Genomic DNA, 26,725 nt, shown 5'->3' on the forward strand with positions numbered 1-26,725 from the left:
GACCCCGTGACGGTCGCGGTCGCCGGCGCCACCGGCGATCTCGGCCTGCGGATCGTGCGGGCACTCCGGCGCGAGGGCGCGGCGGTCACCGCCCTCGTCCGGCCCGGGACAGATCGCGCCCGGGTCGCGCCGCTCGCGGCTTTGGGCGCGCGCGTCGTCGAGGCCGGCCCGGGCCGGCCCGGAAGCTGGCAATCCGCCTGCGCGGGCGCGGCCTGCGTGGTCTCGGCCTTCAACGGCTTGAGCGGGACGGTGATCGACGCGCAGACCGCCCTGCTGGAGGGCGCCGTCCGGGCCGGCGTGCCGCGCTTCATCCCGTCGGATTTCTCGATCGACTATGCCAAGACCGCGCCCGGCGGGAATCGCAACCTCGACCTGCGCCGCGCCTTCCGGGACCGTCTCGACGCCGCCTCGATCCAGGCCACCTCGGTGCTCAACGGCGCCTTCATGGAACTGCTCGACGGGCAGGCGCCGCTGATCCTCAACCGCCCGCGCCTTGTGCTCCATTGGGGCAGCGCCGACCAGATCCTCGACTTCACCACCAAGGACGATACCGCCGCCTTCACGGCCCGGGCCGCCCTGGATCCCGGGACGCCGCGCTGGCTGCGCATCGCCGGCGACAGCCTCAGCGCTCGCGACTTGGCCCATGCGGCGAGTGCCGCGCGAGGCACGCGCTACCGGCCTCTACGCGCCGGCAGCCTCGGCTCTCTGGGTTTGATGATCCGCGTCGCCCGCACCCTCGCGCCGGGGCGAGGCGCGGTGTTTCCGCCCTGGCAGGGCATGCAGTACCTGCGCGACATGTTCGAGGGCCGCGCTCGGCTGACGCCCCTCGACAATGACCGCTACCCGGATCTGCCCTGGACCCGGGTCCGGACCTTCTTGGCGGAGACCGCCGAGCCGCGCGGTGGAGCGTGAGATCAGGCGCGGCCCCAGCCGAGGGCTGCCACCGCCAGGGCGCCGACCATACCCCCGATCGTGCCGCCGCCGAAGAACCCGGCCAGGGCCAGCATCGGGCCCGAGGACGCGGTCAGGGTACAGACCAGGGCGCTTCCGACGCAGCCTGCGGTGGCGATCACGGACATTGGTGCCTCACACAACTGTCAGTTGTATAAGCGAGGCCGTTGCAATCCGGTTCCCGGGCTGCGGGTGGGATTGGGTCAGACTGGATCGATCGGCATCTCCGGCACGCCGGACGCCTCGATCGCCGCGCCCGCCGCGAGGCACAGGTCCTCCCGGTATCGGGCGGCGACGAGCTGCACACCGACAGGGGTGCGTCCGACGAGGCCGGTGGTGACGGTGAGCGCCGGGACGCCGAGCGGCGCTAGGCCGACCTGCAGCAGATTCGCCTCGAAGGCCCGCTCGATTCCCGTCTCGCCGGTCCGGTCGAGCCCGTCGGGGAACGGCAGTTCGGCCGAGACCGGCACCAGCAGCACCGGATGCTCGGTCAGGAACAGCGACCATTCGCGAGCCAAAGTCGCCCGCCGGATCAGCGCCTTTGCGATGGCGTCGGGCGGCATCGCTTCCGCCGGCTCGCGGAAATACTCCAGCAGGTCGATGGCCGCCGGGTCGCCCTCGCGCTCGGCCGCGGCCCGGGTCGCTTCGTAGCCGTCGCCCAGCCAGAGCTGGAGCTGCAGGGCGCTCGCCTCGCGGATCGGCGGCGTGTCGGCGATCTCCGCGACCGCCCAGCCCGCCTCGGTCAGCCGCCGCGCCGCCTCACGCAACGCAGCCTCGACCTCCGGCACCACCGCGAGACCCCCGGGCCGCACGCACAGAGCCGCCCGGCGCGGCACCGCCGGGCCTTCCAGCGGCGCCGGAACCCACCACGGGTCGCGCGGGTCGGCGGCCGCCAACGCGTGGAGGCCGAGACGCAGATCGGCGATGCTGCGCGCCAGCGGCCCCGAGACCGCCATGAGCTGCGGCCCGATCCCGCGCTCGGGCGACGACGCGTTCCAGGCCGGGATCCGGCCGAGGCTCGGGCGCAAGCCATGCACGCCGCAGGCATAGGCCGGATAGCGCACCGAGCCGGCGATGTCGGTCCCATGGGCGATCGCCCCGATCCCGGCCGCCACCGCGGCGCCGGCCCCGCCGGACGAGCCCCCGGGGGTCAGCGCCGGATCGCGCGGGTTCTTGGTCTCCCCATGCAGCTGGTTGGTGGTGAACCAGCGCAGCGAGAAGGCGGGGGTGTTGGTCCGGCCGAGCAGCACTGCCCCGGCCCGCCGGAAATTGGCCACCACGGGATTGTCGTCGGACGCCACGAGGTCGCGTTGGATGCGCAGCCCGTTCGTGGTCGCGAAGCCGCGCTGGTCGACATTCACCTTGATCGTCACCGGCACGCCCGCCAGCGGCCCGAGGGCATCGCCCCGGGCGCGGGCGGCGTCGACCGCGTCGGCCTGCGCCAGCACCTCCTCCGGGCGATGCGCGACCACGGCGTTGATCCGGTCGTTGACCGCATCGAGCCGTCCGAGGGCCGCATGAGCGACCTCCCGGGCCGACACCTGACCGGTGCGGATCAAATTCGCGAGATCGGTCGCGGTCAGACGCCAAAGCTGCATCACAGGTCCCTTCGCCGAGCCCCGCGGGGCCGAGATTCGCTCCGGATCCGTGCCGCGCGGCAGCCCGCCACGGTCCGTCGCGGCCTTATTCTTTATGCAAGTGCCCGGCCGCTTTTTTGAGCACAAGACGATTGCGAACGGCGGCAACGGCTTGCCGCATTGCAGCAGAGGGACCTAAGCATTTCGCCGTAGTCGGCCCTTGCCAGACACAGAGTGATTGATAACCTCTTCACGGTTCGGGCGTTCGACCGGCCAGATCAACAAAAAGGATCGCTCTCCTCCGACGAAGACAGGCAACCTCCAGAACAAGGCAGGCTTCCATGGCAGAGATGATTCGCGTCAAGCCGACTCACGACGGCACCTATACAGTTTATCGCGGGACTCTCGCGTTGATCAGCGGCCTGACTCGCCTGCAGGCCGAGCGCTTCGAAGCCAGCATCAGCCAGCAGCAACGGACCGAACTCGCCTCCGCGAGCCTTTGAAGGTCGGCTCCGAGGCCGGCCCCCGGATGGGCGCGGTCGGCCTCGGAACAGACGAAACCGCGCGCCGCTCCCTTCAGTCGAGGGCGATTGGTCCGAGGTCGGAGACGCTTCCGGCCGTATCGAGACCGCGCCGCCGCGCGCTGACAGCGTAGCCGTCTCCCGACCGGGCGATCTCGTACAGCAGGTAGGAGGCCCGGCGCGCCGCCATCCCGCCATGCCCGTCCGGCCGCGCCGAGGCCGAGGGCGCGCCGATCACCGGTACCGAGCGACCGTCCGGTCCCGGCACCAGGGCGCTGGTGGTGGTGTGGTTGTGGCCGTGCAGGATCAGGTCGGCGCCGGCCCGGGCGATCATCGCCGTGAAGGCCGCGGCGTCCTTGAGTTCCCGCCCCGCCGAGGCGCCCCCCGGCTGGGGCGGATGGTGGATCATCACCACCCGGAACGGCTTGCCCGGCTCGGTGGCCAGCGCGCGCAACAGGGCCTCGGCGGCGGCGAGTTGCGGCGGTCCGAGGCGCCCGGTCGCCACGAACGGCTTGGTCGGGATCGCGCTCGAAAGGCCGATCAGAGCCACGGGGCCGCGCCGGCGCAGATAGGGAAAGCGGCCGGACGAGCCCGAATCGTCGCTCGTATAGCCCCGGCAGGTCGCCAGCAGGCCCTCCAGCGAGCCGCGGACATAGGCGTCGTGATTGCCCGGCACGAAGCTCACCGTCTCGGGCGAGCCCAGAGCCTCCAGGAAGGTGCGCGCGGTCTCCCACTCGCTCGGCAGGCCGATGTTGCACAGGTCGCCCGTGCAGGCGACGTGTGCGGCGCCCTGCTTCTTCAGGTCCGCCACCAGGGTTTCGAGCACGGTCATGTCGTGGCTGCGCGAGCGGCCGCGCCGCCAGTTGGCGTAGCCGGTGGCGCGCTTGCCGATGAGCTGGTGCAGGCGCACGCGGCCCAGCGGGCCGACATGCGGGTCGCTCAGATGGGCGAGGCGGAAGGTCAAGGCCGAAGATCAACGCTCGCGAGGGGCACGGGACGCGCCTCGCATCGCGGTCGCGAGCCCGCGCGTCAAGCGCTGCCGATCAGCATGCCCGTCGCGAGCACCAGCGCGCCGCCGAGCATCACCTGGATCGCCGCGCGCCAGAACGGCGTCGCCATGAAGCGGGTGCGGATCGCGGCGATGGCGACCAGCTCGACGATCACCACCAGGATGGCGAGGCTGGTGGCGAGGAGGAACGGGTTCGGCCAGCCGGGCGGGAGCCGATCGGGAATCGCGTAGGGCAGCGTGTGCCCGAGGCCGCCCAGCGTCGTCATCGTCCCGCAGACCAGGCCGCGCAGCCACGGGTCGCCCCGCCCGGTGATGCTGCCGTCGTCGGACAGCGCCTCCGTGAAGCCCATGCTGATGCCGGCCCCCACGGAGGCCGCGAGCCCGACCAGGAACGTCGCGCCGTTATGGCCGGTGGCGAAGGCTGCCGCGAAGATCGGCGCGAGGGTCGAGACCGACCCGTCGATCAGGCCGGCCAGACCCGGCTGCACGTAGCGCAAGGCGAAGGCCTTCCGGGCCTCCGCGGAGGCGTCGGCCAGATCCTCGAGGACGGCTGCCATGGGTTTACACTCCTGTTTAGATGAATTCCAATCTATATTTTAGAACCGATCTAAACAAGGCCGCAGCTGATATTTTCTCTGCGTTTGGTGAGCCTTCGCCCGGGCTGGGCCATCGCGGGCAGGCGGTCGCAGTTGACCGACCGGTGACCGAGTTGCGTCGGTTCGGGCCGGGGGACTAGACCATGGGTGGACGAAACCGCGCCCGGTCGATTCGGGCTGCGCCGTTCCGATTGCCACAAGCGTCTCATGAATCTCGGCAAGCGTATCCTTCGCCATCCCGTCGTTCAGCGCCTTCTCGGGCGCGCGGCGGCCGGGTATCTGCGCCTGGTGCGGGCGACCAACCGGTTCGAGGTCCAGGCCGGCACGGCCGGCACCGGCGACGCCGACGGGTGGATCGGTGCGCAGGTGCCGCTCATCGCCGGCATGTGGCACGGCCAGCACATCATGATGCCGTTCATGCGCCGGCCGCGGGACCGGGTCGCGACGATCATCTCGAAGAACCCGGACGGCAACATCAACACCATCGCGCTGGAGCATCTCGGCGTGCGCGTGATCCGGGCCTCCGGCGCCCGCGGCCGGGACCGGGCGACCGATGCCCGCGCCAAGGGCGGCGCCGAGGGCTTGCGGGCGATGCTGCGGGCCCTGAAGGCCGGCGAGTCGGTGGCCTTCAGCGCGGACGTGCCGAAGGTCTCGCGCCGCTGCGATGCCGGGATCCTGACGCTGGCGCGCTTCTCCGGCCGACCGATCGTCCCGGCCGCCGTGGTGACCAGCCGGCATCTGCGCTTCAAGTCCTGGGACCGGGCCTGTCTCGGCCTGCCCTTCGGCCGGGGCGCGGTGGTGCTGGGCGACCCGATCTACGTCGCCCGCGACTGTGCGGGCGAGGAGTTCGAGGCGCTCCGGCGCCACCTCGAAGCCGAGATGAACCGGGTTCATGCCCGCGCCTACGCGCTGGTCGGGCGGGCCGACCGCGCGGCGCTCTATCGCAGTGCGCCCGCGGCGGCGGCCGCCCCGGTGGGAGACCCCGCGTGAAGCTTCCGCCCGTGACCCTGCCGCTGCTGGCCTACCGGACCGGCCTGCGCGTCGGCGAGCCCGCTCTGGCCGGGCTCCTCGCCTGGCGCGCCCATCACGGCAAGGAGGACCCGCTGCGGCTGCCCGAGCGGCGCGGCCTGCCCGGCCGGGCGCGCCCGGTCGGCCCCCTGGCCTGGATGCACGGCGCCAGCGTCGGCGAGGTCCTGTCGCTGATCGGGCTCGTGGAGGGCATGATCGCCCGCGGCTTCTCGGTGCTGGTGACGACGGGGACGCGCTCGGCCGCCGAGCTGATCGGGGCCCGCCTGCCGCCCGGCGCCGTGCATCAGTACGTGCCGCTCGACGCGCCGCGCTGGGTGGCGCGGTTCCTCAGACACTGGCAGCCGAACCTCGCCATCGTGGCCGAGTCGGAGATCTGGCCGAGCACGATCCTGGAGCTGGACGCCCGCGAGATCCCGCTGATCCTGGTCAACGGCCGGATGTCGGAGCGGTCGTTCAAGGGCTGGGAGCGCTGCCCGCGCACCGCCAAGGCGCTGCTGTCGCGGATCGCGGTCTGCCTGACGCAGACCCAGGAGGACGGCGCGCGCTACGCCAAGCTCGGGGCCCCCCGCGTGAGCGTCACCGGCAACCTGAAATTCGACGCCCAGGTGCCGCCGGTCGACCTGCAGCAGCTGGACTATCTCGGCGGCATGATCGCCAACCGGCCGGTCTGGGTTGCCGCGAGCACCCATGAGGGCGAGGACAGCATCGTCGCCTACGCCCATGCGGTGCTGAAGGCGCAGTTCCCGAGGCTCCTGACGATCCTCGCGCCCCGGCATCCGAGCCGCGGCGGTGAGGCGGCCGAATGCGCGGCCGCCTACGGCCTGCGCAGCGCGCGGCGCTCCAGCGGCGGGCGGCCCCACCCGTCCGTCGAGGTGTACGTCGCGGACACGATCGGCGAGTTGGGCCTGTTCTACCGGCTCGCTCCGCTGGCGTTCCTCGGCGGCTCCCTGGTCCCGCATGGCGGCCAGAACCCGATCGAGCCGGTGCGCCTCGATACGGCGATCCTGCATGGGCCGCACACCATGAATTTCGACGTGGTCTATCGCGCCCTCGACCGAGCCGGCGCCGCCCTGCTGGTCCGGGACGGCGTCGACCTGGCCGCCATGGTCGGCGAACTCCTGGGGGATCCCGCGCGTCTCACAGGCATGGTCCAGGCCGGGCCGCAGGCGCTGCAGCCTTTCGAGGGCGCGGTCGGGCGCACGCTCGCGGTGCTCGAACCCTTCGTCGCGCAGATGAAGCTCCAGCGCCTCGACCGGGGCGACATCGCCCGTCCGCTCGCGCGGGCCTGATGCGGCCACCGCGCTTCTGGGCTGCGGGCGTCGACCACCCGGTCGCGCGCGCCCTCGCGCCGTTGGGTGCGGCCTACGGCACCCTCACCGCCCGGCGCATGGATCGTCCCGGCGCCCGGGCGGGCTGCCCGGTCCTGTGCCTGGGCAACTTCACCCTCGGCGGGGCCGGCAAGACGCCGGCCGCGATGGCGGTCGCCGAACTCCTGGTCGAGTTGGGCCGGAGGCCGGCCTTCCTGTCCCGCGGCTATGGCGGGCGCCTGGCTGGACCGGTCCGGGTCGATCCGGACAGCCACGCGGCCGCGGATGTCGGCGACGAGCCGCTGCTCCTCGCCCGTCACGCGCCGACGATCGTATCCCGGGACCGTTCGGCCGGCGCGGCCCTGTGCCGGGCGCTCGGCGCCGACGTCATCGTGATGGATGACGGGCTGCAGAACCCGACGCTCGCCAAGGATCTCGCCTGGGCGGTGGTCGATGGCGGCGCCGGCATCGGCAACGGCCGGCCGTTCCCGGCGGGTCCCCTGCGGGCGCCGCTCGATCGGCAATGGCCCCACGTCTCCGGCCTGATCCTGGTCGGCGACGGAGCGCCGGGCGCATCGGTGGCGGCGATCGCGGAGCGGCGCGGATTGCCGGTCCACCGGGCGCGGCTGGTCCCGGATGGATTCGATCTGGCCGGGGGGCGTTGCCTCGCCTTCGCGGGGATCGGCCGTCCTAAAAAATTCTTCGCGACTCTGCGCGGGACCGGAGTCGCCATCGTGGCTGCCCGGCCGTTCCCGGATCACCACCCCTACGGGGCCGCCGATCTCGCCGCCCTGGCCGCGGAGGCGGACAGGCTCGGCGCGGAGCTGGTGACGACCGAGAAGGACGCCGTGCGGCTGCCCGCCGCCTTCGCGGCCCGGGTTCACGTGCTGCGCGTGCGCCTCGTGCCGGACGATCGGGAAGCCCTGCGGCGGCAGATCCGGCAGGCGCTTGAGAGTCCTACGGCCGGCCGGTTTCCTTGAGCCGCTTCAGGATCGCCTCCGGCGACACGTAGGCCTCCTGCCGGGTGGCGCTCCAGTAGCGCAGCTCGTCCAGCGGGATCGACTCGCCGGTCACCGCGCAGCGCACGAAGCCGCCCGGTTTGACCACCCGCATGGTGCCGTCCCCATACTGGACGACCGCCTCGCCATTCTGTCCACGCTCGTAGCGACCCAGCACGTCCGCCTCCTGATCGATCCCGCCTTCTACACAATCCGAAGCGTTTGCAGAATCAAGTGAGCATCGAGGGCGTCGCCTCGGCGGCCAGCAGAGTCCGCGCCGTCTCGGCATCGACATGCATGCGCGCGATCAGCGCGTCGGCGCTGGCGAACCGCTCTTCGCCGCGAATGTAGCCGACGCATTCCACGGCGATCTCCCGCCCGTAGAGGTCCCCGGAAAAATCGAACAGGTAGACCTCCAGGAGCGGCGCGCCGTCGTCGAAGGTCGGGCGGCGACCGTAGCTCGCGACGCCGTCGCGGATCTCACCGGGCCCGAGCCGCACGCGCACCGCGTAGATGCCGTGCGCCAGGCCGCAATCGGGCAGCATCACGTTGGCGGTCGGGAAGCCGAGCTGGCGGCCGCGCTTGTCGCCGTGGCGGACCTGGCCGAGCACGAACCAGCGATAGCCGAGGAGCGCGTTGGCCCGGGCAATGTCGCCCGACGCCAGGGCCGCCCGGATCGCGCTCGACGAGACCGGCTCGGTCTCGCCCGCCAGGGCGACCGGCTCCACGATCCGGCAGCCCAAACCCGCCTCGCGGCAGAGGTCGGCCAGGATCGCCGGCGTGCCCTCGCGGCCACGGCCGAAATGGAAATCATGGCCGACCACGACGCCGGACAGGCCGAGCGAGCCTTTCAGGAAGTCGAGCACGAAGGCGCGGGCGCCGGTGGCGGCAAGCGCCCCGTCGAAGCGGCGCACGATCAGCCCGTCGAGGCCGAGATGCGCGAACACGATCTCCTTCGCGGCGAGCGAGGTCAGGCGGAACATCGGCGCGTCGGGCGCGAAATAGGCGCGCGGATGCGGCTCGAAGGTCAGCACCGCGGCCGGCCGGCCGGCTTCGCGCGCCGCTGCGCGCACGTTCTCCACCAACACGCGATGGCCGCGATGGACGCCGTCGAAATTGCCGATCGCCGCGACCGCGCCGGCCAGGGCCGGCGGCACCGGCGCGTCCGCGCCGCAAATCGTAAAGGGCCGCATGGCCGGTTCGTCGCCTGAGGCCATCGATTCGGGGTCGGAGACTCGATTAAGGGTCGGATGGAAGCGCCTGCGCGGTCCGCGGCAGGCCCGACGGAGCCGGACCCTGCCGAAACGCGCCCGGAGGGTCAAGGGAACCGGCCGTCCTGCGACATCGCAGGGGTCAACGGCGAATGCCACACCTGCAGATTAACGCCTTCGCAATGCGCGTGCCCTATTTTAAATGCTGTGCAGCGCGGCTATTTTGCGGCGCTAGTGAAACGTTCATCTTTTCGGGAGCCGCCTCGGCCTCCCGCCGGGCAATACGGAGCAGTTGGTCTATGGCTCTCGATCTGAGCATGCCGATCCTCGTTGTCGACGATTACCAGACGATGGTCCGAATCATTCGGAATCTACTGAAGCAGCTCGGCTTCGAGGAAGTCGATGATGCTTCGGATGGTACGGCAGCACTGGCGCGCCTCAAGGATCGCAAGTACGGCCTGGTCATCTCCGACTGGAATATGGAGCCGATGACCGGCTACGAGCTGCTGCGGCACGTGCGCGCCGACGAGAATCTTCGGACGACGCCGTTCATCATGGTGACCGCCGAGTCGAAGACCGAGAACGTCATCGCCGCCAAGAAGGCCGGCGTGAACAATTATATCGTCAAGCCGTTCAACGCGGCGACGCTCAAGTCCAAGATCGAGGCTGTCTGCGGGAATTGATGAGTCCCGTGGCCCATCCCACGCGCACTCCAGTGAAGCCCCCGGCACGCCGGAAGGCGCCCAAGAGCGATGCCGCCGGCATCGCTGGTCACCGATCCCAGGAGGAGAGCATGGCGTCACTCGCCGCGCGACAGCCCGATATGCGGTTCCGCGAACCGCACGCCGTGATCTCCGAGTTGATCGAGATCGCGGATTACATCGCCCATCTGCGCGAGGAGATCGGCGCGCTCCGGGCGAACGAGATGAGTCGCGACCGGATTCCCATGGCCCATGAGGAACTCGGCAGCGTCGTTGCGGCCACGGCCGGGGCGACCAACACGATCATGGAGGCCGCAGAGGCGATGCTCAGCCTCCCGGACGGGCCGGGCTACCGGGACGCGGTCGAGGAGCGGATCAACACGATCTTCGAGGCCTGCGCCTTCCAGGACATCACCGGCCAGCGCATCGCCAAGGTGGTCGAGGCCCTGCGGCTGTTCGAGCAGCGGCTCGCCCGCTTCGTCGGCGCCGTGAAGGCCCGGGATGCCACCTCCACCGATCCGGTCGAGATGGCCCGCCGCGCCCGCGCCGAGGACCTGCTCCTCAACGGCCCCCAGGCCGTCGAGGAAACCCCGTCCCAGAACGACATCGACGCCATGTTCGCCTGACCGGACCTGAAGCGGTCCGGGGGAACAGAGCGCCCTCGGTAACCCGATGCCAGAAGGCGCCGTGGCAGGAAAATCTCAACATCCGCGCGTCGGCGGGCCGACGCGCGGATGCTGAGAGCCTGTTTGACAGGTCTTTCCCATTCTCGCCCTCATCCTGAGGTGGCGTAGCGGAGAGGAGCCCTCCAGCCAGCCGAGCGATCCCTGGAGGGCTCCGTCGAGGCCCAGCGATCTACGATCGCCGGGCACCTCAGGATGAGGGGAGAGATTGGGATCTCCATCGGCAGAACCATCATTCGACTGCGTGCGTGCGGTCAAACAGGCTCTGAGAGTCTTGATGGATCGCAGGTTTTCGACGCAAAACCGCCGGCGACTTTTGCGAAACCTGCGAAGGCCCATATCATGGTGGCGCGGCTCTGGTCCGATCTGACCACGGACGACTTCGCGCGGCGCGACATGCGGCGGGCGGTGGCGGTGCTGCCGGTGGCCGCCATCGAGCAGCACGGCCCGCACCTGCCGCTCGGCACCGACGCGATCATCGCCGAGGGTTACCTCGCCCGTGTCCGCGCACGCTTGCCGGACGATCTCGACGTGCTGCTGCTGCCGGTCCAGACCATCGGCAAGTCCGACGAGCACGACGCGTTTCCGGGCACGCTGTCCCTGGACACCGGGACGGCGCTCGCCGCCTGGACCGGGATCGGGGCCGCGATCCATTGCGCCGGCTGCCGCAAGCTGGTGATCGTCACGAGCCACGGCGGCAACAGCGCCCTCATCGATCTCGTGGCCGGCGAGCTGCGGGCGCGGTTCGGCCTGGTCGCGGTCACGACCGCCTGGGCCCGGTTCGGCTATCCGGACGGCCTGTTCCCCCCGGAAGAGATCACCCACGGCATCCATGCCGGCGGCGTCGAGACCGCGCTGATGCTGGCCCTGCGGCCGGATCTGGTGCGAGCCGATCAGATCGCTAATTTCCCGCCGCGCAGCCTCACGATGGTCCGGGACTTCATCCATCTGCGCGCCGGCCGTCCCGCCGCCTTCGCCTGGAAGGCTGGCGACCTGCATCCCTCCGGGGCCATGGGCGATGCCCGGATCGGCTCCGCGGAGGCCGGGCAGGCGGCGCTCGATCACGGCGCCGCCGCCTTCGTCGCATTGCTGCGGGACGTGGACCGCTTCGAGCTCGACGGGCCGGATCCGGCGTAACCGGCGCGGCTTTGCAGCCGAAAGGTCGGTCACGCGCTGGCATTCCTCGCCGGTGTCGGGAGGCCCGGCCATGAAAATCGTCGCGTTGATCTCCGCAGCCCTGATGCTCGCCGCCGTGCGTCCGGCCGCAGCCCTGGAGCGCCCCGTCGTCGTCGAGCTGTTCACCTCGCAGAGCTGCTCCTCCTGCCCGCCCGCCGAGGCGTTGATCGGCCGGCTGGCCCACGAAGGCGCGGACGTGCTGCCGCTCGCCTTCCACGTCACCTACTGGAACCATCTCGACTGGCGCGACCCCTATTCGCTGCCGGCCGCCACCGCCCGCCAGAATGAGTACGCCACCCGGTTCGGCGGCCCGACCTACACGCCGCAGGCGGTGATCGACGGGCAGGCCGGTCTGGTCGGCTCCGACGAGGCCGGTTTGCGGGCGGCGATCGCGCAGGCGCGGGGCATCGGGACGGCCGTCCGGGTGACGCTGGCCCGCGACGGTAGCCGCCTCTCCGCCAGGGTCGGGGCCGGAAGCGGTGCCGGCCGAGTCCTGCTGATCGGGTTCGATCCGAGCCATACCAGCCGGGTCCTGCGCGGCGAGAATGCCGGTCGCACCCTCGAGCAGGCCAACGTCGTCCGCGCGATCCAGGATCTCGGCCCCTGGTCCGGCTCTGCGGCGACCTTCGAGGCCGCCGCGCCGGCGGGTGAGACCGCAGCCCTCCTGCTGCAGGCCGAGGACGGCCGTATCCTGGGCGCGGCCCGGTTGGGCAACCGCCTCGCCGCGGCCGAGGGGAGCCCGCGATGATGCTGGCCATGCCGGGCTGCGTCGCGGGGCGCGGATGGGTGCTGGCGTCGGACTCCAACCCCGCGCTAGACTCAGCCCAGGCCGGAGAACGGATCGGCGGCGGAGCCCGGATGGCGCTCGAAGGGGAACTGGCCGCTCTGATGGCGGCGGCGCAGGACGGTGACGCGGCCGCGTATCGCGCCCTGCTGAAGGCGTGCCTGCCCCTCGTCTCGGCGATCGCCCGGGCGCAGGGCGTGCGCGGCGAGGCGGTGGACGACGTCGTGCAGGACACGCTGATGACCGTGCATCGGGCGCGCGCCAGCTACGATCCGGCGCGGCCGTTCCTGCCGTGGCTGCGGGCCATCACCCAGCGCCGGGCGATCGACCGCCTGCGCCGGGCTGGCCGCCGGCCCCGGGAGGTCCACGATCCCCTCGCCTACGAGGCCGAAACCGATCCCGGTCCCGAGCCCGGCCAGGGTCTGGAGGCGCGCGACCGGGCCGCGGCGCTGGCCCGCGCCGTCGCGTCCCTGCCGGACGGGCAGCGGCAGGCGGTGGAGCATCTCGGCCTGCGCGAGCTGTCGCTGGACGAGACCGCGGCCCTCACCGGGCGCAGCAAGGGCGCGCTCAAGGTCAACCTGCATCGGGCCCTGAAGGCCCTGCGCGCCAACCTGATGCAGGAGCGGCGCTGATGGCCGATCTCGCCCGCCACGAGCGGCTCGTCGAGGATCTCGCCGGCAGCCTGGAGCCGGTCCGGCCGTTGCATGCGCCGGCCCTGCGCGCCGCGCTTTGGCTCGGTGCGGCTCTGCTCATCGGGCTGGTCCTGGCGAGCCGGATCGACACCAGCGGCTTCATGCTGCGCATGCGCGTGCCGGATCTCGCCCTGGCGGCGCTCGGCGCGGTGCTGACGGCGGTGGCCGCCGCCTTTGCGGCGTTCGCTACCAGCGTGCCGGGCCGCTCCCGGGCCTGGGCGCTGCTGCCGCTGCCGCCCCTGGCCCTCTGGATCGGGGCGAGCGGGTTCGGCTGCCTGCGCGACTGGATCGCCCCCGGCACCGGCCCGCTGCACCCGCAGGAGGTCGCCGGCTGTTTCAGCTTCCTGGTCTGCGTCTCGGTGCCGCTCTCGGCGCTGATCGTCGTGATGCTGCGCCGGGCCTGCCCGCTGCGGCCGAACCTCACGGCCGCCCTGGGCGGACTGGCCGCCGCCGCTGCCGCCGCCGCGCTGCTCATGCCGTTCCACCCGCACGACGCCACCGCGTCGGATCTGCTGATCCACGCCGTCGCGGTGCTCGGGGTGATCGGACTCAACGGCCTCGCGGGCGGCCGGCTGCTCGGCAGCCGGGTCGGGAACGGCTGAGCGCCAAACGAACGGCGGTTGATCCCTTGGGGATGGCGGAATCTGGCATCGCTCGCGCGCCCCTTTCCCGGACGCCTGGAACGTCAGTGGAAGGCGATCCGGGACCCAGGAGAGAATGAGCCGCGAAGCGGCACGGTGCAGACGCTTCGCGTCGTCCTTTGCTGGGTCCCGGGTCGCATTCCGCTCGCGCTCCATGCGCCCGGGAAAAGGACGGCGCGAAACCGGCAACGCTCGGCTCCGTCAGTTTCGATTTAGCCCGCGTCCGGATCCGAACCCGGCCAGGCCACGATCCGGTCCGGCAGTTCGTCGTCGGAAAACTCCTCCTCGTTGCCGGAGAGCCGGCCGCGGACGGAGATGCCGGCCTCGTGGACGCTCGAAGCCCGCCCCGAGATCAGGGGATGCCACGGATAGAGCGGCTCGCCGTCGCGGACGAGGCGATAGGCGCAGGTCGGCGGCAGCCACGGGATCGTGCGCACCGCCTCCGGGGTCAGACGGACGCAATCGGGCACGCGCTTCTGGCGCCGGGCATAGTCGCGGCAGCGGCAGGTCAGGCCGTCGAGCAGGGTGCAGCCGATATCGGTGTGGTGGACCTCGCCTGTCTCGTCGTCCTCGAGCTTGATCAGGCAGCACCGGCCGCACCCGTCGCAGAGGCTCTCCCACTCGGACGGCGTCATGGCTTCGAGGGTCTTGGTCCGCCAGAACGGCTCGGCGACCCCGCGGCGCAGAGCCTCGGGCTTGGACATCGGTCAATCTCGCGATCGGGAAGAGCGTGTCTCTGCCCGAGCCGGCGCCGCGGGGCAAGCGGGGCCGGGCCGCGACGAATCGCGAGACTGCGCAGAGCCTCGCCCACCGTTCCGGATCCTGCTAAGGATGGGCACGCCGCGCAGGCGCTCGACAAGCCGGGTCCGACATCGTGCGCCTGCCGACGCTCACCGAGATCAAGATCCGCATCGAGCGCGCCGCTTTGGCGTTCGATGCCTGGGTCAATGCCGGCCTCTACGACAGCGGCCGGTCCACCGGAGCGGCCTACGAGCGCTTCCAGCGAGTCATGAGCCGGTTCGCCGTGCATGGCTGGAAGCGGTTCGCCCTCGACCTGACCAGCGAGGCCGTCACCCTCGGGGCGGGCGGCGCGGTGCTGCTGCTCGCCTTCGCGCAGCCCGCCTTCCAGCTGACCAGCGACAACTGGCTGAAGCAACAGGACCTCGCGGTCACGTTCCTCGACCGCTACGGCACGGAGGTCGGCCGGCGCGGCATCAAGCACGACGACTCGCTCAAGCTCGACGAGTTTCCCGACATCATGATCAAGGCGCTGGTCTCCACGGAGGACCGGCGCTTCTACGAGCATTGGGGCATCGACCCGATCGGCACCCTGCGGGCGCTGGTCAACAACTCGCGCGGCGGCGGCGGCACGCAGGGCGGCTCCTCGATCACCCAGCAGCTCGCGAAGAATCTCTTTTTGACGAACGAGCGCTCGCTCGAAAGAAAAATCAACGAGGCGTTCCTGGCCCTGTGGCTGGAGAGCCATCTCACCAAGAACGAGATCCTGAAGCTCTATCTCGACCGGGCCTATATGGGCGGCGGCACCTTCGGCGCCGTGGCGGCGGCGGATTACTATTTCGGCAAGCCGCTCAAGGACATCAGCCTCGCCGAGGCCGCCATGCTGGCCGGCCTGTTCAAGGCGCCGACGAAGTATGCGCCCCACGTCAACCTGCCCGCCGCCCGCGCGCGCGCGGCCGACGTGCTGCACAACATGGTCGAGGCCGGCTTCGTCACCGAAGGTCAGATCCAGACCGCCCTGCGCAACCCGGCGACGCCGGTGACCCGCACCCGGGACATCACCGCCGACTACTACCTCGATTGGGCCTTCGGCGAGATCAAGGGCATGGCCGATGCGGGCAAGCTCCGCAGCGACCGGGTGCTCACCGTGAAGACGCCCCTCGACCTGGCGATCCAGAAGCGGGCCGACGACGTGGTCGCCGACATCCTGCGCAAGTCCGGCGACGCCTTCGACGTGGACGAGGCCGCCATGGTGATCCTCGATCCGGACGGGGCGCTGCGCGCCATGGTCGGCGGCGCCGATTACGGCGAGAGCCAGTTCAACCGTGCCACCGACGCGCTGCGCCAGCCAGGCTCCTCGTTCAAGCCCTACGTCTATTCCGCGGCCCTCGCCTCGGGCCTGTTCAAGCCAGAGACCGTGGTGGTCGACAGCCCGGTCTGCATCGGCAACTGGTGCCCGCAGAATTACGGCCGGTCCTATGCCGGCCGGGTGCCGATGTGGCTCGCCGTGGCGAAGTCGATCAACACGATCCCGATCAAGATCTCGATCGCGCTCGGCAAGGCCATGGGCATCAGCCACGAGGCCCGGGCCGCCAAGGCCGGCCGCGCCAAGATCATCGAGACCGCCCACCGGATGGGCATCACCTCGAACCTGATCGACACGGTCTCGATGCCGATCGGCTCCGACGAGGTGACGGTGATCGACCAGGCCGCCGGCTACGCGGTGTTCGCCAATGGCGGCTTCAAGGCCAAGCCCTACGCGGCCATGGAGGTCAAGAACTCGTCCGGCGAGGTGATCTACCGCCATGCCGACGAACCGCCCGACCGGGTGCTGTCGCCCCAGGTGGTGGCCGACATGAACTTCATGCTCAACAAGGTCGTCGAGGAGGGCACCGGCAAGCGCGCCCAGCTCGAAGGCGTGAAGGTCGCCGGCAAGTCCGGCACCACCAATGCCTACCGGGATGCGTGGTTCGTCGGCTACACCGGCAATTACGTCGGCGCGGTCTGGTTCGGGAACGACGACCACACCTCGACCAACAAGCTCACCGGCGGCTCGCTTCCGGCCCAGCTCTGGCACGACGTGATGGAGCCGGCCCACCAGGGCATCGAGATCAAGGGCCTGCCCGGCCTGAAGGACAGCCCGCGCGCCGCCCAGCAGCAGGCGTCGGGCGGCCCCACCGCCCCGATCGACCCCAACGCCAGCGCCTACGGCAAGCTCTCGCGCCGCTCCTTCGAGGTGATCGGCGGCCTCAACGGCCTGTTCCGCACCGTCGAGCGCGCGCCTGCCGGCGAAGCGCGGCCGGATGCCGGCGGCGGCGACAAGGCCACCCAGAAGACCGACCGGAAGCCCGGCGACCGGGCCGCGGGACCCCCGGCCCAGCCGCGCGAGATGGCCGAGGGCGCCCGGTCCGTCGGCGGCCGCATCGAGCTGCGATGATCCGATGAGGCTCGCGATCCCCGGAAACCCCGGCCGCAGATCCGCGGCCGGAGACGATCGACCCGCGCCGCAGCCGCGCTCCCTCGGCCGCGCGGGCCGGCTCGTCGCCCGTGTCTGGCGCAAGAGTTCGATCGCCGGTCTCGCGGTCTACGCCTTGGCGCTCGGCGGCGTGCTCGGCCTCGCCAGCGCCGATTGGGCGACGCGGGGCGGCTACCCGTTCGGGGGCGTGCAGGTCGGCGCCTGGACGGCCTGGCCTCGGGCCGGCGCGGCCAATGCCGATCCCTATACCCGCGCCGTCAACGCCCGCCGCGGCGAGATCCCCCTGGCGGTGGGCGAGGGCCTGCTGCTGACTGCCGCGGTCGACGACCAGGGCCGGGCGCTCGATGCCACCTGCACGTATCGCATCGGCGGCGGGACGCCGCCGGCCCGGGCCTGGACCCTCACGGTCGCGGGTCGCGGCGCCCGCGAGCCCGGGCGACCGGCCGTGCGCGAGGGCTTCACCTCCACCGAGATCCTGCGCGCGGCCGACGGGCGGTTCTCGGTGGTGCTCGCCCCCGAGGTCCAGCCCGGCAACTGGCTGCCGAGCCCCCGGGAGAGCGGCCCGGTGCGCTTGGCGCTGCGCCTCTACGACACGCCTGCCGCCGCCAGTGTCGGGTCGCTCGATCGGGATTCGGTACCCGCCATCACCCGCCTGGGATGCGCGTCGTGAACCTGCGCTTCGTCTACGCCACGCTGATCGGCCTGGTGCTCGCCGGGATCGTACACATCGCCGCGGTGCTGGCGATCCCGCGCCTGTCCGAGACGGATGCCGTCTCGCGCGCCCGGACCAGCGAGAACTTGGATCACCCGCAGCCGATCTACACGGTCGCCACCGGCGACGACCCCTCCCCGCCCGAGGCGTGGCTGCCGATCCCGGACCCGGCCGTGGCGGTCGGCGTCTGCGCCTACGATCTCGCCGACGGGCCGATGCGCGTCTCGGCGCGGACCGGGCCGCTCTCACTGTCGCTGGCCGCCCATGCCCGGCGCGGCGCCTTCTACGCGGTGACCGACCAGGCCGCGGTGCGCGGCGCCCTCGACCTCGTGATCCTGACCCGCGCCCAGTACGACGAGGCGCTGGCCGACGACGACGAGAACGACCCGAGCCGCGACGTGCGCATCGTCGCGCCGGACAATCGCGGCGTCGTGGTCGTGCGGGTGATCGCCGGCCTGCCGAGCCAGCGGCCCGGCGCCAACGCCGCGGTCCAGGCCGTCTCCTGCACCACCGACACGCAGACGGACGAGCCCGCGGGCAAGGATCCGACCAATAAGGGTGCCGGACGGTAGCGCCGTCTCAGTATTTGACGACGAGCGGCGGGGCCTCGGCCACCGGCGCGATGGCAGCTTCGAGGCCGCAGCGCGCCGCGGCATCCGGCGGCAACAGCGGGACCAGCAGGTTGCGGCGGGCGGCGAGCATGGCCAGGGACCGCTCGGCCGAGACCGATTCCGGCGCCGGCGCCTGGGCGAAGAGGTGCTCCAGGGCGAACCGGTAGCGCGCGAGGCGCAGGCCAGTCTCGATCCGCACCCAGGCGATCAGGCACCGGTTCTCGGCCACGCGCTGGGCAGCCAGGCGGATGTCGGCATCGTCCAGGGTCTTGGCATAGGGAAGGCTGCGCAGCCGCGCGGCATCCGCGTCGATGACCCGGGCGGCGAGCGCCGTGAAGATGGGGATCAGGCGGGCATCGGCCGTGGCGTCGTCGGCGAGCTGCCGATAGCGGGAGACCGGCGAGCGCGATGATTCCGCGGTCAGCGTGTCGTAATAGGCGCCGACCTCGTCGAACCGCCAGGTCGGTGTCGCGTGCGCGCTCGCCAGCCCGAGCAGCGCCTCCTGGAAGGCCGAAAAGGTGCTGGCCGGCTGTACGAACCGCCAGGCGCGGTCGCGCAAGGCCTGCTCGTCGTCGGTGAGGCCGGAATCGAGGATCAGGCGGCCGCGATCCCGCGCGGAGAAGCTGCCGGTGGTGTCGATCAGGCCGTTCCACACCCCGGTCCGGGGCCGGCCGAAATCGCCGCTCTGGGTGCAGGCGGCGAGCAGCGCCAGAGCCGCGCCGGCGGGCAGGAGGCGGGAGGCCTTGCGGGTGCGGTTCGTGCGCGTCCCGGCTTTGGGCAGGACATTCGGCCGAGGGCGGTCCGGGACAGGCATGATCAAACCGTCGGAAACATCGCGGCCGGGCCGGTCGCCGTGCTCAGGAGGCGAGGCGCTCGTAGCGCACGCCGAGGAAGAACAGGATCTCGCCGCGCTGTTCGTCGGCGCGCGGCAGGCGGCGCGTCCGGCGTGCCTCGGCGCCGGGAAACGGGATCAGGAGCGCGGACGCATCCTGCCGCGCGTCGTTGGCGGGCATCGGCGGTCGGAGCGCGCGCGTCACCCGCGGCTGGAATGGGGTCATGGTCTCCGGCTCCTGTCGGCGGCTCGAGCGGCAATGCCCGGGCCCTGCAGAGGGGGTCGGCAAGGGCTACGGAAACCATTCAGCATGACGTGGTTAACGGAGTCTTGCCGGCCATCCGGCGTATGTGGCGCGCGAATTGCGACGCTGCGTTTGCCCATGGCGGGCGTTTCCTCCCTTTGACTGAGGCCCTGTCCGATCGCGGACGGGGCCTTTTTTCTCGCCGGCTCCGTGCGGCCTCGGGGTCACACCCGGGCGAGGCGTTGGCGCGGCGTTCGGCGCGGGGAACCCATGCGGAGCTGCGGCGCTTGCCTACCGCCCTGCGCGACCGATATGCCGGACCCAAGCGGACGGGATACCGCCGCATCGATTTTCCGCGCGATCGAGATTTGAGGACACCGCTGAATGCGACTCGTTCCGGAACGCACCCTGCACGCCTACCGTCGCCGCAGCCTCGCCGCGGCAGCGCTCACCCTCGTCACGCTCGCCGCCGGCCCCGCCTATGCCCAGCGCGAGGACCAGGGGCTGCAGCTCGGCTGCGCGAACGACTATTTCCGTCTCTGCGCTGGTGTCGATCCGAACAGCCAGGACGCGGACAAGTGCATGATGCGCAACCGCAAGCGTCTCTCGCCCGAGTGCCGCTCGGCGATCGGCGATTACGACAAGCGCACCGGCAGCAAGTCGATGTCCGACGATTGAGCTTGCCTCCGGTTCCGACACGCGCCGCTGGCGAGGGGCATTTTCGATGGGCCTGACCGTCGCCGTCCAGATGGACCCGATCCAGAATATCCGGATCGCCGGGGACACCACCTTCGCCCTGCTGCTGGAAGCCCAGCGGCGGGGGCATAGCCTCATCTACTACACGCCGGACCGGCTCTCGATGCAGGGTCGGCGCGTGACCGCCCGGGTCGAAGGGCTGACGGTCCAGGACGTCGAGGGCGCGCATTTCACGCTCACGCCGCCGGAGCGGATCGACCTCGCCGAGGCGGATGTGGTGCTGATGCGCCAGGACCCGCCCTTCGACATGGCCTACATCACGGCCACCCACATGCTGCAGCGGATCCATCCGGAGACGCTGGTGGTCAACGACCCCTTCGAGGTGCGCAACGCGCCCGAGAAGCTGTTCGTGCTCGATTTCCCCGAGCTGATGCCCCCGACCCTGATCAGCCGCGACAAGGCGGAGATCGAGGCGTTCCGGCTGGAGCACGGCACCGTGGCGATGAAGCCGCTGCACGGGCATGGTGGCGCGGCCGTCTTCAAGGTGACCGAGACGGATCCGAATTTCGGCTCGATGTTCGACCTGTTCGCCACGACCTTCCGGGAGGCCTGGGTGATCCAGCGCTACCTCGACCGGGTGACCGAGGGCGACAAGCGCATCATCCTGGTCGACGGCGTGGCGATGGGCGCGGTCAACCGTGTGCCGGCAGCCAACGACATCCGGTCGAACATGGTCCGGGGCGGTGCAGCGTCTGCTTCGGAGCTGACCGAGCGCGAGCGCGAGATCTGCGCCACGATCGGCCCGGAACTCGCCCGGCGCGGCCTGATCCTGGTCGGGATCGACGTGATCGACGGTCACCTGACCGAGATCAACGTCACCTCCCCCACCGGCATCCGAGCGATCCAGCGACTCGGCGGCCCCGATCTCTCGGTGGCGGTCTGGGACGCGATCGAGGCCCGGGTCGCGGCGCGTAAAGGTGTCTGAGTCAACCTTTTAGCTGTTTGCCTTCCGCAACAATCCCGTCATTCCGGGGCGCCGCAGGCGAGCCCGGAATCCAGAGCCGTGGACGGTGCAAAACCTTGCTTCACCTGTGTTTCTGGATTCCGGGCTCCGCTACGCGGCCCCGGAATGACGGGGTGGGTGACTGAGCCGCTTTTGCAAAGGGTCTGCCTCTCACGACATGCAGGACTGTCCGAGCCAAACGCCTTGAAAGGGCTTGCAACTGACCCGTCTCACGTCTCGGCCTTCGGCGTGGCGTTGAGTTCGGCCCAGTCGAACTCCTCCTCCAGCAAAAAGTAGGCATCGTCGCCGATCCGGCCCTGGCGGCGCAGGGACAGGACCGCGTTGCGGGCGGCCTCTACCGACCGGCGGCGGGCGGCGTCCGAGGGCAGGCTCTCGGGGGCGCGACCCTCGTCATGGGCCTCGGCTTCTTCGAGCGCCGAGCGGAACTCCGCGCGCAACGAATCGATCGCCGGCTCGTCCCCGGATTCGGACAGGCTCTCGAGGGCCGCCTTGTAGGCGGCGGCCCGCGCCCAGCCGACCTCGCGCCCGACCGGATCGTCATCCTCCAGCTTCAGGTAGGCGAGCAGCGGCCGCAGGGTCAGGCCCTGGACGATCAGCGTGCCGAGCACCGTGAAGAAGGCGGTGAACACCACCAAGTCCCGGTGCGGAAACTCCATCGGCAGCGCCAGGGCGGCCGCGACCGTGACGATGCCGCGCATCCCGGCCCAGGACAAAGCGAGCCCCGGGCCGTATCGCGCCCGGGAGCCCGCCTGACGCAGGCCGAGACCCTTGAGGCCGGTCGTGGGCAGGACCCAGGCGATCCGCGTCACCACCACGGTGGCGAAGATCGCGGCGGCCAGGAACATCGCCTGCCAGGCATCCGCGCCGGTCAGCCGGTCCTGGATCGGGTCGATCTGGATGCCGATCAGGATGAAGGCCAGGACGTTGAGCACGAACACCGCCGTGTCCCAGACCGCGTAGGAGATCACCCGGGTGCGCGGGGCGGTGATGCCGGGCGCCCGGCGGGCGACCGTGACCGCGAAGGTCACGATGGTCAGCACCCCCGACATCTCCAGCCGCTCCGCGGCCAGCCAGATCCCGAAGGCGGCGACGAACTGCATCACGATCGTGCTCGCCGGGTCGGTGACGCGGCGGGTCAGGGCGACGAAGGCCAGGCCCAGGCAGGGGCCGGCCGCCAGGCTCGCCACCACGCCGAGCAGGAAGGCGGGCGCAACCTCGGCCGGATGGAAGCCGTCGGCCATCGCGGCCGCCACCGCCAGCCGGTAGATGATCAGCGAGGCGGCGTCGTTGAGCAGGCTCTCGCCGCGCAGGATCGTGGCGAGCCGATGGGGCATCGGCGCGTGCTTCAGCACCGCCAGGGCCGCCACGGCATCGGGCGGCGCGACCACGGCGCCGAGCACGATGCAGGCCGCGATCGGCATGTCCGGCACGATCAGGTGGGCCACGAACGCGACGGCAAGCGTCGTCACCGCCACGGCGCCCACCGCGAGGCCGAACACGGCGCGCCAATTGTCCCTCATGTCCCGCACGGAGGCGTCGAAGCCGGCATCGAGCAGGACGGGGGCGAGGAACAGGGCGAGGGCCAGCTCGGGATCGAGCCGCAAGTTCGGCACGCCGGGCACGAAGGCGAGGCCGACGCCGCCGAGCGCCAGGAACGCTGGGTACGGCGCGCCCAGCCGTCGCGCCAACGCAGCCAACAGGACGGCGCCGAACAGGACGCCGACAACCCACTCGAAGATCACCATGAGTCTGAAAGAGGGCGGGCACCGCCACCGTTCCAGGGCGCCCGGCTCAGTACTGCACGGTCGCCCGCACCCCGAGCACCGCCGCGTTGCGCAGGCGGCGCCCATCCGGGCCGGCCACCCCGGCGCCCGGATGGAACACGTATTGGACGTCGGGCTGCACCGTGAAGCCCGGAACCACGACCGCCTGGTAGGTCGCCTCCAGCACCGTCTCGGCCCGCCGCCGCGGCATCGGGACGCCGGTATAGAGGATCGTGTCCCGGTCGGCCCGGCGGGCGTCGTCGCTGATCCGGGCATGGGCGAGGCTCACGCCGACCGTGTCGTCGTCGCGGCCGTCGAACAGGCCCTTATAGGCGAGGCCGGTATCGACATAGGCGTCGACGAGGCTCGATCGGGTCGGCGAGTAGGCGGCGCGCACGAAGAAGCCGAGGCCCTCGTCGTCCTTGCCGGATTCCCGGTACAGGGTCTGGTCGTAGATCGCGTAGAGGCCGGCATTGCCCCGGAGCGGGCGGCCGATGCCGCTGGCGTTCGGGTCGGCCAGTGGCACGCCGGTGATGTCGTACCGCAGGCTGTCGAACCGGCCGAAATGCTGCCAGCCGCCCAGCGTGATGTCGCCGGGCAGGCCCTTGGCTCCCGGCTCGATGTTGAATGCGTAGGTCGCCTCGGCGACGATCAGGGCCGGATCGTTGGTGCGGAAATTCGTGCCGGTGCGGTTGAGCCGCTGCGCCTCCGGGTCCTGGCCCGGCCTGTTCGCCCCGGCCGGGTCGCCGTCATAGAGCCCGACCTGAAGCGAGAAGCCGTTGCCGGGCACGTATTTGGCGCGGATCGCCGGGGCCGAGAGCGGATAGGCCGGGCCGCCGCTCGGCAGGTCGAGCCCGGTGATCGCCGGCCAGCCGAAGGTCGAGTTCACGAACAGCGTCGCGGTCTGGCTGACGAAGAACTCGGTGTCGGCGGCCTGCTGGCCGATCCGGAGGCCGAGCTGCCCGTCCATCAGGCTCTGGTCGAACCACAGCACGTAGAGGCGGCTCGACGGCAGCGCTTCGATCACGCTCGTGGTCAGCAGGTCGCCGACATAGTAGCGCGACAGGCCGGTGCCGTGGATGAAATAGGCGTTGGCGTGGATGGTCGCGCCTTCCCAGCCGGCAAGCCGGTCGAGATCGAGGTTGAGCCGCAGGTTCAGGCGATCCTCCACGATCGCCCCCTGGCGGAGGCCGCCGGTCGGGTTGCCCAGCACGTCGGCGATGTAGGTCAGGCTGTACTCGATGCCGCGCGCCTTCAGCACCGGGCGGAGGCCGAAGGGATCGCCGAGCGGACCCAGCGAAGGCTCGATCGACCGCACATAGCCACCGGAGGCCTGGCTGGTGCTCTCCGGCTGCGAGACCGAGATGCGCGGATCGGCGCCCGCACCCTCGAAGACCGTTTTCACATGCTGCTGGGCCGCCGCCGGCGTCGCGGCGAGGGCAATGCCCATCGCGAACCGGGGCAGATTCTTGAACGACATCGGCCGCTTCCGCGCGACGGGCATCGCGCTTTCTAGCACGCCGCCGCCTCGGCGGAGCGCGGGACCTTGCGGCGGCCGCGCTCTTGCCTAACGCTGCGACCGGAACACCACAGGACACACGATGCCCGAGACTCCCGTCTTCTCCGACAGCGCCGTCGCCGCCCCCCACCACCTCGCCGCCTCGGCCGGCCGGACCGTGCTGGCGCAGGGCGGCAACGCCATCGAGGCGATGGTGGCGATGGCGGCCTCGATCGCCGTGGTCTACCCGCACATGAACAGCATCGGCGGCGACGGTTTCTGGCTGGTGCGCGAGCGCGGCGGCCGGGTGCGCGGCATCGAGGCCTGCGGGCCGGCCGGGCGCCTCGCCACGATCCAGCGCTACCGCGAGAAGGGCTACGACACGATCCCGTCGCGCGGCCCCGACGCCATGGTGACGGTGGCGGGAGCGGTCGGTGGCTGGGAACTGGCTTTGGCGCTCTCCAAGGCGCTCGGCGGCCGCCTGCCCTTGGACGTGCTGCTCGCCGACGCGATCACCCAGGCCCGCGACGGCGTGCCGGTCTCGCCCAGCGAGGAGCGCTACAAGCCGCAAGCGGGCGACACCCTGTACGAGGCCCCGAACTTCGCCGCGACCTTCCTCAAGGACGGCAAGCCCTATCAGGCCGGGGAGATCCGCAAGCTCTCGGCCCTCGGGGCGACCCTGGAGCAACTCGCCCATGCCGGGCTCGGGGATTTCTACCGGGGCGATATCGCCCACGAGATCGGCGTCGACCTGGAGCGCCTCGACGCGCCGGTGACCCGGGCCGACCTCAAGGCCTACCAGCCGGCCGAGCGCAGGCCACTGACCCTGCGCCGGCGCGACGCCACCCTGTTTAACTTCCCGCCCCCGACTCAGGGGCTCGCGGCTCTGATCATCCTCGGCCTGTTCGACCGGCTGAACGTCGCCGCCCCGGAGAGCGTGGCGCATTATCACGGGCTGATCGAGGCGACGAAGCGGGCCTTCGCGGTCCGCGACCGGGTGGTGACCGATTTCGGCCGGCTGCGCCACGAGATGGAGGATTTCCTGGCGCCCGCCTTCCTCGCCGCGGAAGCCGCCCGCATCGACATGAAGCGCGCCGCCACGGTGCCCCTGCGCGATTCCCCCGGCGACACGGTCTGGATGGGGGCGATCGACCGGGACGGCCTGGCGGTCTCCTACATCCAGTCGGTCTACTGGGAATACGGCTCCGGGGTGGTTCTGCCGCGGACCGGGATCGACTGGCTCAACCGCGGCGTCTCGTTCTCCCTGGACCCGGCTTCCGTGAACCCGCTGGAGCCCGGCCGACGCCCGTTCCACACCCTGATTCCCGCGCTCGCCGCCTTCGACGACGGCCGGGTCATGGCCTACGGCGCGATGGGCGGCGATGGCCAGCCGCAATTCCAGGCCCAGATCTTCTGCCGCTACGCCGATTACGGCTTCTCCGTCGCCGACGCGGTCGAGGCGCCGCGGCTGCTCTACGGCCGGACCTGGGGTGCGCCGTCGCTGAGCGTGAAGGTCGAGGACCGGTTCGACCCGGCGATCCTGTCGGCCCTGGAGCGCATGGGCCACCAGATCGAGCCGGTCGGCGTGCCCTACAGCGACACGCTGGGCCATGCCGGCATGCTGGTACGCCGGGCCCGGGACGGGCGGATCGAGGCCATGCACGATCCGCGCTCGGATGGCGGCGCGCTGGGGTTCTAGATCCAGACCGACGGCGCGGACGATCGCCGTTCTCGCGACTCCCTTTCCCGGGCGCATGCAGCGCCAGCGGAATGCGACCCGGGACCCAGCACAGGATGACGCGAAGCAGGCGAACGCAACAACGGCGCGTCCCGATCATGCCGCTTTGCGGCGCTTGCTCCGCCGGGTCCCGGATCGCCTTTAACTCAGAGCCTGTTTGACGGCGTGATCGCAGTCGCGTGACGATTCTGATTGAGGTGTGTCCCAATCTCTCCCCTCATCCTGAGGTGCTGCGCAGCAGCCTCGAAGGAGCCGTCCAGGGACCGCGCGCCCACCTGGAAGCCGCCTTCGAAGTCTGCGCTGGGGTCCGCGCCCTCAGGACGAGGGGGTTGAGTAGGAACGCCGCCGGCGGCGAATGCTCGTCCGCTCCTCGCGTATGACCTCGCGCAACACCCATCCACGCGTGCCCCCATCCCCGGTGGCGGTCGCCGGGATCGTGGCCGGGCGCGGCATGCCTGCCCCAAGCTCCAGCGCTACCTCCTTGCAACCGCGCGCACACGCTCCCGGCGACCGCCAC

Annotated in this window: 27 protein-coding genes and 1 pseudogene; 17 read left to right on the forward strand and 11 right to left on the reverse strand. The window is 71.2% G+C overall.

Annotation, left to right across the window (positions count from 1 at the left end; genetic code table 11):
- The first annotated feature begins 6 nt into the window (after positions 1 to 6).
- Positions 7 to 912, forward strand: coding sequence for an NmrA family NAD(P)-binding protein (locus MKL20_RS29230; RefSeq protein WP_244039618.1), 906 nt, complete (start codon positions 7 to 9; stop codon positions 910 to 912).
- 2 nt (positions 913 to 914) lie between these two features.
- On the opposite strand, the gene MKL20_RS29235 is transcribed toward MKL20_RS29230, so the two are convergent.
- Both MKL20_RS29235 and MKL20_RS29240 read right to left on the reverse strand, forming a co-directional pair.
- Positions 915 to 1,079: a hypothetical protein gene (locus tag MKL20_RS29235; protein WP_244039619.1), complete on the reverse strand. Its 165-nt coding sequence runs from the start codon at positions 1,077 to 1,079 to the stop codon at positions 915 to 917.
- 75 nt (positions 1,080 to 1,154) lie between these two features.
- Positions 1,155 to 2,549 (reverse strand): amidase family protein, encoded by a 1,395-nt coding sequence (locus tag MKL20_RS29240; RefSeq protein ID WP_244039620.1) that lies wholly within the window; start codon positions 2,547 to 2,549, stop codon positions 1,155 to 1,157.
- Positions 2,550 to 2,869: 320 nt separating this feature from the next.
- Between MKL20_RS29240 and MKL20_RS29245 the strand changes: the two genes are divergently transcribed.
- A complete protein-coding gene (locus tag MKL20_RS29245) occupies positions 2,870 to 3,031 on the forward strand; it encodes a hypothetical protein (RefSeq protein WP_244039621.1) in 162 nt (53 codons plus the stop codon).
- Positions 3,032 to 3,104: 73 nt separating this feature from the next.
- Here the strand turns inward: MKL20_RS29245 and MKL20_RS29250 are convergent, their stop codons facing one another.
- Both MKL20_RS29250 and MKL20_RS29255 read right to left on the reverse strand, forming a co-directional pair.
- Positions 3,105 to 4,013 carry a metallophosphoesterase family protein gene (locus MKL20_RS29250; protein ID WP_244039622.1) on the reverse strand — a complete coding sequence of 303 codons (909 nt, stop codon included), beginning with the start codon at positions 4,011 to 4,013 and terminating at the stop codon, positions 3,105 to 3,107.
- Positions 4,014 to 4,078: 65 nt separating this feature from the next.
- Positions 4,079 to 4,564, reverse strand: a pseudogene (locus MKL20_RS29255) (VIT1/CCC1 transporter family protein); the annotation flags it as partial.
- A gap of 297 nt (positions 4,565 to 4,861) precedes the next feature.
- Here MKL20_RS29255 and MKL20_RS29260 point away from each other — a divergent pair.
- Genes MKL20_RS29260 through lpxK form a run of 3 tightly spaced genes read left to right on the forward strand, consistent with a single transcriptional unit; the run spans position 4,862 to position 7,970 of the window.
- Complete coding sequence (locus MKL20_RS29260; RefSeq protein ID WP_244039623.1) at positions 4,862 to 5,644, forward strand: lysophospholipid acyltransferase family protein; 783 nt, start codon at positions 4,862 to 4,864, stop codon at positions 5,642 to 5,644.
- Positions 5,641 to 6,972: a 3-deoxy-D-manno-octulosonic acid transferase gene (locus tag MKL20_RS29265; protein ID WP_244039624.1), complete on the forward strand. Its 1,332-nt coding sequence runs from the start codon at positions 5,641 to 5,643 to the stop codon at positions 6,970 to 6,972. The genes MKL20_RS29260 and MKL20_RS29265 overlap by 4 nt, the downstream gene beginning before the upstream one ends.
- Complete coding sequence (lpxK, locus tag MKL20_RS29270; RefSeq protein ID WP_244039625.1) at positions 6,972 to 7,970, forward strand: tetraacyldisaccharide 4'-kinase; 999 nt, start codon at positions 6,972 to 6,974, stop codon at positions 7,968 to 7,970. Before MKL20_RS29265 ends, lpxK begins: the two co-directional genes overlap by 1 nt.
- On the opposite strand, the gene MKL20_RS29275 is transcribed toward lpxK, so the two are convergent.
- Both MKL20_RS29275 and MKL20_RS29280 read right to left on the reverse strand, forming a co-directional pair.
- Entirely contained in the window at positions 7,948 to 8,166 is a 219-nt protein-coding gene (locus tag MKL20_RS29275; protein WP_243962496.1) for a DUF2093 domain-containing protein, read from the reverse strand. The genes lpxK and MKL20_RS29275 overlap by 23 nt on opposite strands.
- 52 nt (positions 8,167 to 8,218) lie before the next feature.
- Entirely contained in the window at positions 8,219 to 9,205 is a 987-nt protein-coding gene (locus MKL20_RS29280) for a bifunctional riboflavin kinase/FAD synthetase (protein ID WP_244039626.1), read from the reverse strand.
- A gap of 293 nt (positions 9,206 to 9,498) precedes the next feature.
- On the opposite strand from MKL20_RS29280, the gene MKL20_RS29285 reads away from it, so the two are divergent.
- The 6 genes from MKL20_RS29285 to MKL20_RS29310 all read left to right on the forward strand — a co-directional run bounded on the left by MKL20_RS29285 (position 9,499) and on the right by MKL20_RS29310 (position 13,837).
- Entirely contained in the window at positions 9,499 to 9,882 is a 384-nt protein-coding gene (locus tag MKL20_RS29285; RefSeq protein WP_007560016.1) for a response regulator, read from the forward strand.
- Positions 9,883 to 9,992: 110 nt separating this feature from the next.
- Entirely contained in the window at positions 9,993 to 10,526 is a 534-nt protein-coding gene (locus MKL20_RS29290) for a protein phosphatase CheZ (RefSeq protein ID WP_243962498.1), read from the forward strand.
- Between the two features lie 399 nt (positions 10,527 to 10,925).
- Positions 10,926 to 11,720: a creatininase family protein gene (locus MKL20_RS29295; RefSeq protein ID WP_244039627.1), complete on the forward strand. Its 795-nt coding sequence runs from the start codon at positions 10,926 to 10,928 to the stop codon at positions 11,718 to 11,720.
- A 70-nt stretch (positions 11,721 to 11,790) separates the two neighbouring features.
- Positions 11,791 to 12,507, forward strand: coding sequence for a DUF1223 domain-containing protein (locus MKL20_RS29300; RefSeq protein WP_244039628.1), 717 nt, complete (start codon positions 11,791 to 11,793; stop codon positions 12,505 to 12,507).
- A complete protein-coding gene (locus MKL20_RS29305) occupies positions 12,504 to 13,175 on the forward strand; it encodes an RNA polymerase sigma factor (RefSeq protein WP_244039629.1) in 672 nt (223 codons plus the stop codon). Before MKL20_RS29300 ends, MKL20_RS29305 begins: the two co-directional genes overlap by 4 nt.
- The gene (locus tag MKL20_RS29310) at positions 13,175 to 13,837 is read left to right on the forward strand and encodes an NrsF family protein (RefSeq protein WP_244039630.1); all 663 of its coding nucleotides are present in this window, start codon (positions 13,175 to 13,177) and stop codon (positions 13,835 to 13,837) included. Before MKL20_RS29305 ends, MKL20_RS29310 begins: the two co-directional genes overlap by 1 nt.
- A 251-nt stretch (positions 13,838 to 14,088) precedes the next feature.
- Here MKL20_RS29310 and MKL20_RS29315 read toward each other — a convergent pair whose 3' ends face one another.
- On the reverse strand, positions 14,089 to 14,580 hold the full coding sequence (locus tag MKL20_RS29315; protein ID WP_244039631.1) for a YcgN family cysteine cluster protein: 492 nt from the start codon (positions 14,578 to 14,580) through the stop codon (positions 14,089 to 14,091).
- A 170-nt stretch (positions 14,581 to 14,750) separates the two neighbouring features.
- On the opposite strand from MKL20_RS29315, the gene MKL20_RS29320 reads away from it, so the two are divergent.
- Genes MKL20_RS29320 through MKL20_RS29330 form a run of 3 tightly spaced genes read left to right on the forward strand, consistent with a single transcriptional unit; the run spans position 14,751 to position 18,374 of the window.
- Positions 14,751 to 17,051, forward strand: a complete 2,301-nt coding sequence (locus MKL20_RS29320; RefSeq protein WP_244039632.1) for a transglycosylase domain-containing protein — start codon at positions 14,751 to 14,753, stop codon at positions 17,049 to 17,051.
- A 4-nt stretch (positions 17,052 to 17,055) separates the two neighbouring features.
- Positions 17,056 to 17,760, forward strand: coding sequence for a DUF1214 domain-containing protein (locus MKL20_RS29325; protein WP_244039633.1), 705 nt, complete (start codon positions 17,056 to 17,058; stop codon positions 17,758 to 17,760).
- On the forward strand, positions 17,748 to 18,374 hold the full coding sequence (locus tag MKL20_RS29330) for a hypothetical protein (protein WP_243962506.1): 627 nt from the start codon (positions 17,748 to 17,750) through the stop codon (positions 18,372 to 18,374). Before MKL20_RS29325 ends, MKL20_RS29330 begins: the two co-directional genes overlap by 13 nt.
- Positions 18,375 to 18,381: 7 nt before the next feature.
- Here the strand turns inward: MKL20_RS29330 and MKL20_RS29335 are convergent, their stop codons facing one another.
- Positions 18,382 to 19,227 carry a hypothetical protein gene (locus MKL20_RS29335; RefSeq protein ID WP_244039634.1) on the reverse strand — a complete coding sequence of 282 codons (846 nt, stop codon included), beginning with the start codon at positions 19,225 to 19,227 and terminating at the stop codon, positions 18,382 to 18,384.
- Positions 19,228 to 19,270: 43 nt separating this feature from the next.
- A complete protein-coding gene (locus MKL20_RS29340) occupies positions 19,271 to 19,471 on the reverse strand; it encodes a hypothetical protein (RefSeq protein ID WP_244039635.1) in 201 nt (66 codons plus the stop codon).
- Positions 19,472 to 19,873: 402 nt separating this feature from the next.
- On the opposite strand from MKL20_RS29340, the gene MKL20_RS29345 reads away from it, so the two are divergent.
- On the forward strand, positions 19,874 to 20,167 hold the full coding sequence (locus MKL20_RS29345; RefSeq protein WP_243962509.1) for a hypothetical protein: 294 nt from the start codon (positions 19,874 to 19,876) through the stop codon (positions 20,165 to 20,167).
- A gap of 46 nt (positions 20,168 to 20,213) precedes the next feature.
- Positions 20,214 to 21,170, forward strand: coding sequence for a glutathione synthase (gene gshB / locus MKL20_RS29350; RefSeq protein ID WP_244039636.1), 957 nt, complete (start codon positions 20,214 to 20,216; stop codon positions 21,168 to 21,170).
- A gap of 248 nt (positions 21,171 to 21,418) precedes the next feature.
- Here gshB and MKL20_RS29355 read toward each other — a convergent pair whose 3' ends face one another.
- Both MKL20_RS29355 and MKL20_RS29360 read right to left on the reverse strand, forming a co-directional pair.
- A complete protein-coding gene (locus MKL20_RS29355; protein WP_244039637.1) occupies positions 21,419 to 22,954 on the reverse strand; it encodes a cation:proton antiporter in 1,536 nt (511 codons plus the stop codon).
- Between the two features lie 46 nt (positions 22,955 to 23,000).
- Entirely contained in the window at positions 23,001 to 24,452 is a 1,452-nt protein-coding gene (locus MKL20_RS29360) for a carbohydrate porin (protein WP_244039638.1), read from the reverse strand.
- A gap of 121 nt (positions 24,453 to 24,573) precedes the next feature.
- Between MKL20_RS29360 and MKL20_RS29365 the strand changes: the two genes are divergently transcribed.
- Complete coding sequence (locus MKL20_RS29365; protein WP_244039639.1) at positions 24,574 to 26,169, forward strand: gamma-glutamyltransferase family protein; 1,596 nt, start codon at positions 24,574 to 24,576, stop codon at positions 26,167 to 26,169.
- Positions 26,170 to 26,725: the final 556 nt, after the last annotated feature.

It is taken from the genome of Methylobacterium sp. E-066 (assembly GCF_022829635.1).
Taxonomy (GTDB): domain Bacteria; phylum Pseudomonadota; class Alphaproteobacteria; order Rhizobiales; family Beijerinckiaceae; genus Methylobacterium.

Excerpts from the sequence above, each read along its gene's own strand:
- MKL20_RS29235 (WP_244039619.1), bottom strand. The coding sequence starts at position 1,079 with ATGTCCGTGATCGCCACCGCAGGCTGCGTCGGAAGCGCCCTGGTCTGT.
- MKL20_RS29345 (WP_243962509.1), top strand. The coding sequence starts at position 19,874 with ATGCGACTCGTTCCGGAACGCACCCTGCACGCCTACCGTCGCCGCAGC.
- MKL20_RS29305 (WP_244039629.1), top strand. The coding sequence starts at position 12,504 with ATGATGCTGGCCATGCCGGGCTGCGTCGCGGGGCGCGGATGGGTGCTG.
- MKL20_RS29310 (WP_244039630.1), top strand. The coding sequence starts at position 13,175 with ATGGCCGATCTCGCCCGCCACGAGCGGCTCGTCGAGGATCTCGCCGGC.
- MKL20_RS29340 (WP_244039635.1), bottom strand. The coding sequence starts at position 19,471 with ATGACCCCATTCCAGCCGCGGGTGACGCGCGCGCTCCGACCGCCGATG.
- MKL20_RS29295 (WP_244039627.1), top strand. The coding sequence starts at position 10,926 with ATGGTGGCGCGGCTCTGGTCCGATCTGACCACGGACGACTTCGCGCGG.
- gshB (WP_244039636.1), top strand. The coding sequence starts at position 20,214 with ATGGGCCTGACCGTCGCCGTCCAGATGGACCCGATCCAGAATATCCGG.
- MKL20_RS29245 (WP_244039621.1), top strand. The coding sequence starts at position 2,870 with ATGGCAGAGATGATTCGCGTCAAGCCGACTCACGACGGCACCTATACA.
- MKL20_RS29355 (WP_244039637.1), bottom strand. The coding sequence starts at position 22,954 with ATGGTGATCTTCGAGTGGGTTGTCGGCGTCCTGTTCGGCGCCGTCCTG.
- MKL20_RS29260 (WP_244039623.1), top strand. The coding sequence starts at position 4,862 with ATGAATCTCGGCAAGCGTATCCTTCGCCATCCCGTCGTTCAGCGCCTT.
- MKL20_RS29335 (WP_244039634.1), bottom strand. The coding sequence starts at position 19,227 with ATGCCTGTCCCGGACCGCCCTCGGCCGAATGTCCTGCCCAAAGCCGGG.
- MKL20_RS29240 (WP_244039620.1), bottom strand. The coding sequence starts at position 2,549 with ATGCAGCTTTGGCGTCTGACCGCGACCGATCTCGCGAATTTGATCCGC.
- MKL20_RS29315 (WP_244039631.1), bottom strand. The coding sequence starts at position 14,580 with ATGTCCAAGCCCGAGGCTCTGCGCCGCGGGGTCGCCGAGCCGTTCTGG.
- MKL20_RS29280 (WP_244039626.1), bottom strand. The coding sequence starts at position 9,205 with ATGGCCTCAGGCGACGAACCGGCCATGCGGCCCTTTACGATTTGCGGC.
- MKL20_RS29365 (WP_244039639.1), top strand. The coding sequence starts at position 24,574 with ATGCCCGAGACTCCCGTCTTCTCCGACAGCGCCGTCGCCGCCCCCCAC.
- MKL20_RS29300 (WP_244039628.1), top strand. The coding sequence starts at position 11,791 with ATGAAAATCGTCGCGTTGATCTCCGCAGCCCTGATGCTCGCCGCCGTG.
- lpxK (WP_244039625.1), top strand. The coding sequence starts at position 6,972 with ATGCGGCCACCGCGCTTCTGGGCTGCGGGCGTCGACCACCCGGTCGCG.
- MKL20_RS29290 (WP_243962498.1), top strand. The coding sequence starts at position 9,993 with ATGGCGTCACTCGCCGCGCGACAGCCCGATATGCGGTTCCGCGAACCG.
- MKL20_RS29360 (WP_244039638.1), bottom strand. The coding sequence starts at position 24,452 with ATGTCGTTCAAGAATCTGCCCCGGTTCGCGATGGGCATTGCCCTCGCC.
- MKL20_RS29330 (WP_243962506.1), top strand. The coding sequence starts at position 17,748 with ATGCGCGTCGTGAACCTGCGCTTCGTCTACGCCACGCTGATCGGCCTG.
- MKL20_RS29285 (WP_007560016.1), top strand. The coding sequence starts at position 9,499 with ATGGCTCTCGATCTGAGCATGCCGATCCTCGTTGTCGACGATTACCAG.
- MKL20_RS29325 (WP_244039633.1), top strand. The coding sequence starts at position 17,056 with ATGAGGCTCGCGATCCCCGGAAACCCCGGCCGCAGATCCGCGGCCGGA.